A 12,668-nucleotide genomic window follows, 5' to 3' on the forward strand; every position below is an offset into this window, starting at 1 on the left:
TTTTATAAATTAAAAAATTTTAATTAGTTTAAAATACTATTATTCTATCAGAGATTTTATGAAAAAAATACGTAATATAGCCATAGTAGCACATATAGATCATGGAAAAACAACATTAATAGATAAATTATTACAAGAATCTGATAGTTTTAAAAACGTTAAAAATTTATTACATAATAAAAATAATAACAACAGATTAATGGACTCTAGTGAATTAGAAAAAGAAAAAGGTATAACTATTTTTTCAAAAAATACATCTATTTTTTGGAAAGATTATAAAATCAATATTATTGACACTCCAGGACATGCAGATTTTAGTGCAGAAGTAGAACGTATTTTGTCAATGGTAGATTCTGTTTTATTATTAGTAGATGCTATTGAAGGTCCTATGCCTCAAACACGATTTGTTACATCAAAAGCATTTTTATATAAATTTAAACCTATTGTAATAATAAATAAAGTAGATAGAAAATTTATTAGAACAAATTGGGTTATTGACCAAATATTTGATTTATTTATAGATCTAAATGCTTCTGATGATCAACTTAATTTTCCTATAATATATACATCTGCCCTTAAAGGAATGTCAGGAAATGATATAAATAAAATGTATAATAATATGGATATTATATATAAAACTATTATTGATTATGTCCCTTATCCCAAATGTAATATTAACAAACCATTTCAAATGCAAATATCCCAAATAGAATATAACAATTATATTGGTAATATTTGTATCGGTTTAATAAAAAGAGGTAAAATTACAATAAATCAACAACTAATTTTTATAAATAAAAATAATAAAATTAAAAAAATTAAAGTTTTATATATAATATTTAATATAGGATTAAAAAATGTATATGCAAATAATGCTCAAGCTGGTGATATTGTAGGTATAGCAGGAACAGGATTTGAAAATATTAATATTTCTGATACAATTTGTGATATAAATAATTATAAATCTCTTCCAAGATTAAAAATAGAAAAACCAAAAATTAGTATGTTATTTCAGGTAAATGATTCTCCATTTTCAGGAATGGAAGGAAAACATTTAACATCTAATAAAATATTTCATAAAATTAATAAAGTTTGTTTATATGATGTAGCTTTACATATAGAAAAAACTAAAAATAATAATATTTTTATGGTTTCTGGAAGAGGAGAATTACATCTTGCTATGCTTATAGAAAACATGAGAAAAGAAGGATTTGAATTATCAGTATCAAAACCACAAATTATATCTAAAATTATTAATGGTAAAAAAAAAGAACCATTTGAAGTATTAATTTTAGATTTTATGCAAAATAAAAAAGGTAATATAATCCAAGTATTAAATAAAAAAAAAGCTATAATAAATAATATTATTTTAAATAATTCTAATAATAGAGTTAAAATTGAAGCAATTATTTCAAGTAAAGGTTTAATTGGTTTTCGTAATGAATTTATAAATATAACATCAGGAAATGGTATAATAAATTCTTTTTTTAGTCATTATGATATAAATAAATATGATATAATACATAAAAGAAATAATGGTGTTTTAATTTCAAATAAAGAAGGTTATGCTGTTGCATTTTCTCTATATAATTTACAATCAAAAGGTAAATTATTAATTAATCCTGGAGATAAAATTTATAGAGGACAAATAATAGGAATACATAATAAATCAAATAATCTTCTTGTAAATTGTCTAATTAATAAAAAACTCTCAAATATGAGAGCATCAGGTAGTGATAATCCTATAAATTTAATACCTATAAAAAAAATATCTTTAGAAGAAGCAATAGATTTTATTCAATATGATGAATTAATAGAAATTACACCTAAATCAATTCGTATTAGAAAAAAACATTTAACTAAATTTATTATTTAAATATTAAACAGTATCCAATGAAATATTACTGGAGCTGGGGGGATTCGAACCCCCGTCCAAAATTATTACACTCTCAGCACTACATGTTTAGTTTTATCTTAAATTCGATGATATAAACTGATAAAACAAAGTTTAATATTATCTAGTCTTAATAATTTAATATATAATTTCAGACAAATTATATACGATCTTTTTGTTTATGACTGTTTACTTTTTATTAAAAAGAAAATAATAAGAAACAGAGCCTATACAGTTTTTTATGCTGCTAAAGCGTAGTTTTGATTTTCTGCAATTATCTTTACACGGTTTTTTTACAAGGCCTACCGTACCTTGACATGCTCTTTAAGTTTTATAACTTTGTCAAATCCTAATCAGCCCCATATTTAAATACTTTTTTTTAATAAACGTACTTTTTTAATATTCCATATTTTTTTTTTTAAAATATTTCTTTTATCATATTTTTTTTTACCTTTAACAACTGCAAGATTTATTTTGCACCATGATTTTTTCCAAAATAAGCCAATTACTACAATTGTAAAACCTTTATTATTTATATAGTTTTGTAAAAATTCTATTTCTTTTTTTTTTAATAATAATTCTTTAATTCTTTTAGAATTAAATTTAATATGATTACATACTGTTTTTAATGGACTAATATTTAAATTATATACATAAATTTTCTTATTATAAATAGTTACATAACTATTTATAATAGTCACTTTATTTAATCTTAAAGATTTTACTTCCCAACCTTTTAAAATAAGACCAGCATCAATTCTTTCTTTAAGAAAGAAATTATTATATACTTTTTTATTAAAAATAAAAAATTTTTTTTCCATTATAAAGAAATTTTATTATTTGAATGTTTAAATTATAACTTTTTTTTTTATAAAAAACAATGTATAAAAAAAATAATTATTTTATATAAAAAAATTAATTTAATAAAAATTAAATACCTTGCAAAAATTTTATTTTTATACAAAATAAAATTTATTATCTATCTATAATAGATAGTTTTAAATAATTAAAAATTAATCCTATAAGGATAAGATATGAAAAATAATATAGAAAAAAAAAAAAATGACAACACTGTTAATAATACAGAATTAGATAAAAATGACAACACTGTTAATAATACAGAATTAGATAAAAATGACAACACTGTTAATAATACAGAATTAGATAAAAATGATAACACTGTTAATAATACAGAATTAGATAAAAATGATATAAATAATAGTTTATCTATTAATAAACATAAAAAAAAATATACAATTGAATATTTTAAAGAAAAAAATGACATATTAAAAATAAAAATTCTTGAATTACAAAATAAAATTAAAAAGATAAGACAAAAAATATTGGATTTAAAATTATATTCCCAATCTGAAATAGAAAATATGAGACGTAGATCAATTTTAGATATAGAAAATGCTTATAAATTTTCTTTAGAAAAATTTATTTATGAATTATTACCTGTTATAGATAATTTAGAAAGATCTTTAGATTTAAAAATACATAAAGAAGAAAATTCTTTAAAAGTTTCTATAATAGAAGGTATTAAATTAACTTTGCAATTATTAATAATATTAATTAAAAAATTTGGTGTAACAATTATAAATGAAATTAATGTACCTTTTAATCCATCTAAACATCAAGCAATGTCAATAGTTGAATCAGATAAAATAAAAGAAAATTATATAATAAAAATTTTACAAAAAGGATATTTTCTTCATAAAAGATTATTAAGACCTGCAATGGTTATTGTATCTAAAATAAAAGAAAATATAAATAATTAATATAAATATTAATAATATGTTTATTTACTATTATATAGTAATGAACATATTATTATTTTAATAATTAAACATTATTAAGGAATTAATAAATGACTAAAATTTGTCAAATAACTAATAAAAAAACAATAAAAGGTAATAATCGTTCTCATGCGATGAATGCAACTAAAAGAAAATTTTTACCAAATATTCATTATCATAAATTTTGGTTAATTAAAGAAAAAAAATTTATTACTTTAAAAGTGTCTGCAAAAGGAATAAGATTAATTGATAAAAAAGGGATAGAAAATATAAAATTTAATAAAAAATAAGGATAATAATTTTATGGCAAAAAAAAAACGTGTAATAATTAAATTAGTTTCATCTGCTAAAACTGGACATTTTTATACTACTACTAAAAATAAAAAAAATACAAAAAAATTATTTTTAAAAAAATTTGATCCTTTATTAAGAAAACATATTTTATATAAAGAAAAAAAAATAAAATAAAATAATTTTTTTATTAATTATTAATCAATAATGATTTTTTTTATTAATCATTATTGATTAATTTTAATATAATTATTTAAAATTAAATATTTATTTAAATATTTGAAAATTTTTAAATTTTTTTCTAAATTTTTCAACACGTCCTTTGTTGTCTGTAATCTTTTGTTTACCTGTATAAAAAGGATGACATAAATAACAAACATCTAAATTTAATTCTTTATTATTTTTTAAAGTTGATTTAATATTAATTAAATTACCACATGAACATTTAGCTGTAATATTATTACATTGAGGATGAATATTTTTTTTCATATATAATTATTTTTTATTAGAAGTAATTTATATATTTTATAAATAAAAAATTTTATTACAAGTAAATTTTATAAAAAATAAAAATTTTAAATCATGAAAATTATTAAAGTTGTAATTAATAATTCTATTATAAATAATAAATTTGATTATTTATTACCAAAAAATACTATTATTTCAATTGGATGTAGAGTTTTAATATCGATTAAAAAAAAAAATTATATAGGTATAGTAATAAAAATTACTTCTTCTTCTAAAAAACCTATAGATAAATTAAAATTTATATCTAAAGTTTTAGATAAAAAATCACTTTTTAATTCTTTAATATTAGATTTTGCAAAAAAAATTTCTCAATATTATCAATATCCTATTGGAAGCATCTTATTTCAAATATTACCTATTTTTTTTAGAAAAAAAAATAATTCTTTAGAAGAATTATCAGATACTTTAAAAGTAAAAAAAAATAATTTTCTAAATAATATTAAAGTTATAAATTATTATAATTTTAAAAAAATTAATTTTACATTTCATAACAAAAAATGTACTTGTTTATATAAAAATCAATTTAATTCTATTCAAAAAAAAAAAAATAATAGTTTTTATAAAGAAAATATACAAAACATACTAAAAAATTTTGAAGAAAAATATCACAAAAATAAATTTTTTGTTTGGATTACACAAAATAATATTATTTTTTTAGAAAAAATTAATATATATTTAAATATTATTAAAAAAGTTTTATTACAAAAAAAACAAATACTAATAATAGTTCCTCAATATTATTTTTTTTTTCAATTATATGAATATTTTTTATCTAAATTAGATATACATATCTGTTTATTATATTCAAATTTTACCAATAAAAAAACATTGCCAATATGGGAAAATATTAAAAACGGGATAATATCTATTATTATAGGTACTAAATTTTCTATTTTTACACAGTTTTTACAATTAGGATTAATAATCCTAACAGAAGAACATAACTTTATATATAGAAAAACAAATATATATAAATATAATACACGAAATATAGCTATTTTAAGAGCTAAAACAGAAAATATTCCTATAATATTAAGTTCTAATACATTAAATATAGAAACAATATACAATATAAATATTGGTAAATATAAATTTTTATTTAAAAATAATACAACAATTTTATATAAAAATTTTTTTAAATTTTTGATAATAGATAAAAATAAAAAAACATTTAGATCTCAATTATTTTCTAATATTTTAATACAAATGATATTAAAATGTATTAAAAATAATGAACAAATTATTATTTATAATAAATATATTGGATATTCAATTAATATTTTATGTAATTTTTGTCAAAAAATTTTAAAATGTATAGATTGTAATAGTAATTTAATTTTTTATAAAAAACTTTGGAAATTATATTGTTATTGTTGTAAAAAAACTATTAATATGTTTACTATGTGTCCATTTTGTAAAAAAAATTTTTTTATACCGATAGGTATCGGTACAGAACAATTAATTGAATTATTAAATAATGTTTTTCCAAATATATTAATTTTAAATATTAATAATAATAATTTTTTTAAAAAAATTTTACTTATTGATAATAAAAAACCATTAATAATTATTTCATCTCAAATTTTATATAAAGAATATTTTTCTATTTTAAAAAATAGTTTAATTATATTTTTTAATATAGATGATATTTTATTTTCTAAAAATTTTAAAGCTACAGAATATTTTATACAGTATATTTTTAATATATTAAATAATCATTTAGATAAAAAAAAAAAAACGGTTATTATTCAAACATATTATCCACAAAATAAAATATTTTTAAAAATTTTTAAAGAATATAAAAATTATTATGATATAACTAATTTTCTTTTAAAAGAAAGAAAATTAATGTTATTACCTCCTTTTACTAAGCATATTTCTATAGTTTTTGAATCTAAAAATAAAAAAATTTTATTAAATTTTTTAAATATTTTTAAAAAAAAAGTACAAAAAAAATATATAAATGAAAAAAATTTTATTATTATTGGACCTTTATCATTAAAACAATGTAAAAGAAAAGGTTTTTTTAGAAAACAATTAATTTTACAACATTTTTCAAAAAAACAATTACAGTTAATTATAAAATATATTTTTTCTATTATAAAAAAAATTGTATTTTTTAATAAAATTAAATTTATTATTAATGTTGATCCGATTTAATTATTAATTTTAATATAGAATAATTAGATATTTTAAACTTTGGTATATAATATATGTGTGATTTTAATAAATTTGATGTAATAGTAATAGGTGGTGGACATGCAGGTACTGAAGCTGCTTTAGCTAGTGCTAAAATGAAAAAAAAAACTCTTTTAATTACAAATAATATAGATACAATTGGACAAATGTCTTGTAATCCAGCAATAGGAGGTGTTGGTAAAAGTCATTTAGTAAAAGAAATAGATGCATTAAATGGTATTATGGCTACTGCAATTGATTATTCCGGTATTAATTTTAAAATACTTAATTATAGTAAAGGTCCAGCTGTTAGATCTACAAGAGTACAAATAGACAGAGAATTATATAAAAATCAAATAAAATATTTATTACAAAAAGAAAAAAATTTGTTTATTTTTCAACAAGAAGTAAAAAAAATTATAATTAAAAATTATAAAATAACCGGCATTATAACTATGAATAATGATATTATTAATGCAAGAGTTGTAATTTTAACTACTGGTACTTTTTTAAATGGAAAAATTTATATTGGATTAAATAATCAATATATAGGAGGAAGAATTAATGATATTTCATCTATTCATTTAGCTAGTTTTTTAAATGAATTACCAATTAATAAAGGAAGATTAAAAACAGGAACACCTCCTCGTCTTGATAAAAGAAGTATTAATTTCTCTGAATTAGAAATACAAAATAGTGATAATCCTTTGCCATTTTTTTCTTATATTGGAAATGCAAAACAACATCCTAAACAATTACCTTGTTATATTACATATACTAATAAAAATACACATCAAATTATATTAGATAATATAATTAAAAGTCCTATATATAGTGGCTTAATAAAAGCTAAAGGACCTAGATATTGTCCATCTATTGAAGATAAAATTATTAGATTTTCAAATAAAGAAAAACATCAAATTTTTTTAGAACCAGAAGGTATTATTAATCATGAAATATATCCTAATGGAATTTCTACTAGTTTGCCATTTAAAATACAATTTTTAATTATAAAATCAATTAAAGGTTTAGAAAATGCATATATTACTAGACCAGGATATGCTGTAGAATATGATTTTTATGATCCTAGAGGGTTGAAACTTACAATGGAAAGTAAATTTATAAAAAGATTATTTTTTGCAGGACAAATTAATGGAACTACTGGTTATGAAGAAGCTGCAGCACAAGGATTAATAGCTGGATTAAATGCTTCTCTTTTAATAGATGATAAAAAACAATGGTATCCATTAAGAAATCAGGCATATATAGGAGTTTTATTAGATGATTTATGTACATTAGGTACAAAAGAACCATATCGTATGTTTACATCAAGAGCAGAATATAGATTATTATTAAGAGAAAATAATGCTGATATAAGATTAACAGAAATAGGACGTAAATTAGGTTTAGTAGATGATTTTCGTTGGAAGAAATTTAATGAAAAATTAGAAAATATTGAACAAGAATATCAAAAAATTAAAAATTTTTCTATTAATTTTAATGATAAACAAAAATTGAAAAAATTTAAATATTTATTAAAAACATCTAATATAAAAAATATTAATGGTATTAATTTATTAAAACGTTCTGAAATATCTTATAAAGATTTAATAAAATTAAATATATTATCTTTTGATAAAAATAAAACAGAAATTTTTGAATATATTGAAACACAATTAAAATATCAAGGATATATTAAAAGACAAGAAGAACATATAAAAAAACAAAAAAAAAATGAAAATATATTTATACCTATAAATATTAAATTTAATAATATTAAAAGTTTATCTCATGAAGCAATAGATAAATTTAATCATTATAAACCTTATACTCTTGGACAAGCTTCAAGAATACCTGGAATAACACCAGCAGATATTTCAATACTTATGATTTATTTGTTAAAGAATAAGTAATTAACATAAATTTATTATTTAATAAATTTATATTGATAATCTAATATATATTTTTTAAAATTTTATTATTTATATGTAAAAAATAATTTTTTAATTAAAAATATAAAATTTATTAATATTATTATTTTTGATAATAATTAAAAAAAAACTATAAATTTAAAATTATCTAAAATAGATAATATTTAGTAGAGTATTTAATTAAATAAATATATTATTAGAATATTATTAAAAAATTTAAATAATATGATTAAAATTATATATCGTATATATTTTTAATAAAAAATTTTCAGTAATATTTAAAAATAAATATATAAATTAAAATAATTAAAATAGAATATAATGTTAAATATATTTAATTAAAATTTTATTTAAAAAAATATTTTATATTTATAATGATATATTGTCTCCTATTTTACATATAATATTCTTATTAAGATAAGATACTAAAATAAAGTATAATATTAATTATTTTTGTAATTTATATTTTTAAACAAAAATAAATTTTTATATAAAATTATTTTTTTTAATTTTAATTAGTTATATTTTAAATTTATTTAATAAATATTATGAATATTTTTTATTTTAAAAGGTATTTATATGAAAAAAAATTTATTTGTTATTAAAAGAAATAAATGTAAAGAATTAATAGATATGAAAAAAATAAATGTTTTATTATCTCGTACTGCTCAAAATTTAAAAAATATATCTTTTTTACAAATAAAAAAACAATTATGTTTACAATTATATAATAAAATTAGTACAGTTAAAATTCATAATATTATAATTAAAATTACAGCAGATCTTATTTCAGAAGAAAATCCTGATTATCAGTATATGGCAGCTAGATTAGCTATATCATATTTTAGAAAAGAAGCATATGGAACATTTACTCCTCCAAAATTATATAATCATGTAAAAAATATGATTTTTTTAAAAAAATATGATTCATTACTTTTAAAAAAATATACTGAAAAAGATTTTTTAATTATGGAAAAATTTCTTAATCATAATCGTGATATGAATTTTTCATATGCAGCAGTAAAACAATTAGAAGGTAAATACTTAATAAAAGATAGAATAACAGGTAAAATTTATGAAAGTGCTCAATTTTTATATATATTAATTGCAGCCTGTTTATTTTCTCAATATCCTGTAAATGAAAGAATTTATTATATTAAAAATTTTTATAATGCTATTTCTACTTTTAAAATTTCTTTACCTACACCTATAATGTCTGGAGTGCGTACTTTAACTAAACAATTTAGTTCATGTATTTTAATTGAATGTGGTGATAATATTGATTCTATTAATGCTACAACTAGTAGCATAGTAAAATATGTATCTCAAAAAGCAGGAATTGGTATTAATGGAGGACGTATACGTGCTTTAGGTAGTCCTATTAGAAATGGGGAAGCATTTCATACTGGTTGTATTCCTTTTTATAAACATTTTCAAACTGCTATTAAATCATGTTCACAAGGAGGTGTAAGAGGAGGAGCAGGTACATTATTTTATCCTTTATGGCATTTAGAAATAAGTAATTTATTAGTATTAAAAAATAATAGAGGTGTAGAAGATAATAGAGTAAGACATCTAGATTATTGTGTACAAATTAATAAAATATTATATCAACGTTTAATTAATGGAAAAAAAATTACTTTATTTAGTCCTTCAGATGTTCCTGATTTATATGAATATTTTTTTTCAAATCAAAAAAAATTCAATAATCTTTATAAGAAATATGAAAAAAATAACAAAATTAGAAAAAAAACTATTAGTGCTGTTAATTTATTTACATTAATGATGCAAGAACGTACTTCAACAGGAAGAATATATATTCAGAATGTTGATCATTGTAATACACATTCTGCTTTTAATCCTAAAATTGCTCCAATAAGACAATCAAATCTTTGTTTAGAAATTACTTTACCTACTAAAATATTAGATAATATTAATGATTTTAAAGGTGAAATAGGATTATGTACTTTAGCTGCATTTAATTTAGGAAAAATTAAGAATTTAAATGAAATTAAAAATTTATCAGATTTAATTGTAAGAGCATTAAATTGTTTATTAGATTATCAAAAATATTTAATTCCTGCAGCAAAAAATTCAGCTTTAGGTCGTAGACCTTTAGGTATAGGAGTTATTAATTTTGCTTATTATTTAGCAAAAAATAATGTACGTTATTCTGATAATAGTGCAAATAATTTAACACATAGAACATTTGAAACAATACAATATTATTTATTACAAGCATCTAATAATTTAGCAAAAATTGAAGGTTATTGTCCTTTGTTTAAAGAAACAAATTATTCAATGGGTATTTTACCTATAGATACATATAAAAAATATGTGGATAATATCCATACAGAAAAATTACATCATAATTGGGAAAAATTAAGAAAAAATATAAAAAAATATGGATTACGTAATTCTACTTTATCTGCTATAATGCCTTCTGAAACTTCTTCTCAAATATCAAATGCTACTAATGGTATAGAACCACCTAGAGGATTTATTAGTATAAAAGCATCTAAAAATGGTACTTTAAAACAAGTAGTTCCTGAATTTTTAAAATTAAAAAAAAAATATGAATTATTATGGAATATTCCAAATAATAATGGATATTTAAATTTAATAGGTATAATACAAAAATTTATAGATCAATCTATTTCTTCAAATATTAATTATGATCCTACTCGTTTTAAAAAGAATAAAATACCAATGAAACAATTATTATATGATTTATTAATTTCTTATAAATTAGGTATAAAAACATTATATTATCAAAATACTAGAGATGGAGCTCAGAAAATTTATAATAATAATATTTTAGAAAAAAATAATATATGTTTAAATGGTTCTTGTATAATTTAGTTTTTAAATAATTTTAAATTTTTCTTTGGATAATAAAATGAGTTATACTACTTTTTCAAAAAAAAAAAATAATCAATTAAAAGAACCTATGTTTTTTGGACAATCTGTAAATATTGCACGTTATGATCAACAAAAACATCAAATTTTTGAAAAGTTAATTGAAAAACAATTAAGCTTTTTTTGGAGACCTGAAGAAATAGATATATCATATGACCGTATCCATTATCAAAATTTACCAAAAAACGAAAAACATATATTTATTAGTAATTTAAAATATCAAACTTTATTAGATTCAATTCAAGGTCGCAGTCCTAATATAGCTTTTCTTCCTTTAATTTCTATCCCAGAATTAGAAACATGGGTGGAAACTTGGTCATTTTTTGAAACAATACATTCAAGATCTTATACTCATATTATTAGAAATATTGTAAATGATCCATCAATAATTTTTGATGATATTATTACTAATAATAATATTCTTCTTAGAACAAAAGATATTATTAAATATTATGACGAACTTATTGAAATGTCTAATTACTGGCATTTATTTGGAGAAGGTACTTTTTTATTGAAAAAAAAAAAAATTAAAATTAATTTATATGACTTAAAAAAAAAATTATATTTATGTTTAATGAGTGTTAATATTTTAGAAGCAATAAGATTTTATGTAAGTTTTGCTTGTTCTTTTGCTTTTGCTGAAAGAGAATTAATGGAAGGTAATGCTAAAATTATTAGATTTATAGCACGTGATGAATATTTACATTTAGTTGGAACACAATATATAATTAATAGTATGAGAAAAGGAGAAGAAGATAAAGAAACAGCAAAAATTGCGCTTGAGTGTGAAAAACAATGTTATAAATTATTTCTTGATGCTTCTATACAAGAACAACAATGGGCAGAATATTTATTTTCTAATGGATCAATGATAGGTTTAAATAAAAATATATTATGTCAATATATAAAATATATTACTAATGTTAGTATGGAAAAAGTAGGTTTGAAATCACCTTTTAAAATTAAAAAAAATCCTCTTCCATGGATTAATTCTTGGTTAATATCTGATAATGTACAAATGGCTCCTCAAGAAGTAGAAATAAGTTCCTATTTAATAGGACAAATAGATTCTTCTGTAAATATTCAAGAATTTAAAAATTTTAAACTTTAATTCTAGTAATATCATGA

10 protein-coding genes and 1 other RNA gene are annotated in these 12,668 nt (G+C 18.6%); 8 read left to right on the plus strand and 3 right to left on the minus strand.

Annotation, left to right across the window (positions count from 1 at the left end; translation table 11 throughout):
- Window positions 1-58: 58 nt before the first annotated feature.
- Window positions 59-1,876, plus strand: a complete 1,818-nt coding sequence (locus GJT95_RS01945; protein ID WP_169786088.1) for a GTP-binding protein — start codon at window positions 59-61, stop codon at window positions 1,874-1,876.
- Between the two features lie 26 nt (window positions 1,877-1,902).
- On the opposite strand, the gene ssrA is transcribed toward GJT95_RS01945, so the two are convergent.
- Window positions 1,903-2,255: a transfer-messenger RNA gene (gene ssrA / locus GJT95_RS01950) on the minus strand.
- A gap of 4 nt (window positions 2,256-2,259) precedes the next feature.
- On the minus strand, window positions 2,260-2,715 hold the full coding sequence (smpB, locus tag GJT95_RS01955) for an SsrA-binding protein SmpB (RefSeq protein ID WP_169786089.1): 456 nt from the start codon (window positions 2,713-2,715) through the stop codon (window positions 2,260-2,262).
- 213 nt (window positions 2,716-2,928) lie between these two features.
- Here smpB and grpE point away from each other — a divergent pair, with 213 nt between their 5' ends.
- The 3 genes from grpE to rpmG all read left to right on the plus strand — a co-directional run bounded on the left by grpE (window position 2,929) and on the right by rpmG (window position 4,161).
- Window positions 2,929-3,675, plus strand: coding sequence for a nucleotide exchange factor GrpE (gene grpE / locus GJT95_RS01960; protein ID WP_169786090.1), 747 nt, complete (start codon window positions 2,929-2,931; stop codon window positions 3,673-3,675).
- 89 nt (window positions 3,676-3,764) lie between these two features.
- Window positions 3,765-3,983: a 50S ribosomal protein L28 gene (gene rpmB / locus GJT95_RS01965; protein ID WP_169786091.1), complete on the plus strand. Its 219-nt coding sequence runs from the start codon at window positions 3,765-3,767 to the stop codon at window positions 3,981-3,983.
- A gap of 13 nt (window positions 3,984-3,996) precedes the next feature.
- Window positions 3,997-4,161, plus strand: a complete 165-nt coding sequence (rpmG, locus tag GJT95_RS01970) for a 50S ribosomal protein L33 (RefSeq protein ID WP_169786092.1) — start codon at window positions 3,997-3,999, stop codon at window positions 4,159-4,161.
- A gap of 90 nt (window positions 4,162-4,251) precedes the next feature.
- On the opposite strand, the gene rpmE is transcribed toward rpmG, so the two are convergent.
- Complete coding sequence (gene rpmE / locus GJT95_RS01975; protein WP_169767806.1) at window positions 4,252-4,473, minus strand: 50S ribosomal protein L31; 222 nt, start codon at window positions 4,471-4,473, stop codon at window positions 4,252-4,254.
- 93 nt (window positions 4,474-4,566) lie between these two features.
- On the opposite strand from rpmE, the gene priA reads away from it, so the two are divergent.
- The 4 genes from priA (at window position 4,567) to nrdB (ending at window position 12,651) form a co-directional block, all read left to right on the plus strand.
- On the plus strand, window positions 4,567-6,672 hold the full coding sequence (gene priA / locus GJT95_RS01980; protein WP_169786093.1) for a replication restart helicase PriA: 2,106 nt from the start codon (window positions 4,567-4,569) through the stop codon (window positions 6,670-6,672).
- A gap of 53 nt (window positions 6,673-6,725) precedes the next feature.
- Complete coding sequence (gene mnmG / locus GJT95_RS01985) at window positions 6,726-8,603, plus strand: tRNA uridine-5-carboxymethylaminomethyl(34) synthesis enzyme MnmG (RefSeq protein WP_169786094.1); 1,878 nt, start codon at window positions 6,726-6,728, stop codon at window positions 8,601-8,603.
- Between the two features lie 597 nt (window positions 8,604-9,200).
- A complete protein-coding gene (gene nrdA, locus GJT95_RS01990; protein ID WP_169786095.1) occupies window positions 9,201-11,483 on the plus strand; it encodes a class 1a ribonucleoside-diphosphate reductase subunit alpha in 2,283 nt (760 codons plus the stop codon).
- Between the two features lie 37 nt (window positions 11,484-11,520).
- The gene (nrdB, locus tag GJT95_RS01995) at window positions 11,521-12,651 is read left to right on the plus strand and encodes a class Ia ribonucleoside-diphosphate reductase subunit beta (protein ID WP_169786096.1); all 1,131 of its coding nucleotides are present in this window, start codon (window positions 11,521-11,523) and stop codon (window positions 12,649-12,651) included.
- The last annotated feature ends 17 nt before the right edge of the window (window positions 12,652-12,668 follow it).

The organism is Enterobacteriaceae endosymbiont of Donacia crassipes (assembly GCF_012569785.1).
Lineage (GTDB): Bacteria > Pseudomonadota > Gammaproteobacteria > Enterobacterales > Enterobacteriaceae.

Coding starts and splice junctions, on each gene's coding strand:
- grpE (WP_169786090.1), top strand. CDS start 2,929: ATGAAAAATAATATAGAAAAAAAAAAAAATGACAACACTGTTAATAAT.
- GJT95_RS01945 (WP_169786088.1), top strand. CDS start 59: ATGAAAAAAATACGTAATATAGCCATAGTAGCACATATAGATCATGGA.
- rpmE (WP_169767806.1), bottom strand. CDS start 4,473: ATGAAAAAAAATATTCATCCTCAATGTAATAATATTACAGCTAAATGT.
- rpmB (WP_169786091.1), top strand. CDS start 3,765: ATGACTAAAATTTGTCAAATAACTAATAAAAAAACAATAAAAGGTAAT.
- nrdB (WP_169786096.1), top strand. CDS start 11,521: ATGAGTTATACTACTTTTTCAAAAAAAAAAAATAATCAATTAAAAGAA.
- smpB (WP_169786089.1), bottom strand. CDS start 2,715: ATGGAAAAAAAATTTTTTATTTTTAATAAAAAAGTATATAATAATTTC.
- mnmG (WP_169786094.1), top strand. CDS start 6,726: ATGTGTGATTTTAATAAATTTGATGTAATAGTAATAGGTGGTGGACAT.
- priA (WP_169786093.1), top strand. CDS start 4,567: ATGAAAATTATTAAAGTTGTAATTAATAATTCTATTATAAATAATAAA.
- nrdA (WP_169786095.1), top strand. CDS start 9,201: ATGAAAAAAAATTTATTTGTTATTAAAAGAAATAAATGTAAAGAATTA.
- rpmG (WP_169786092.1), top strand. CDS start 3,997: ATGGCAAAAAAAAAACGTGTAATAATTAAATTAGTTTCATCTGCTAAA.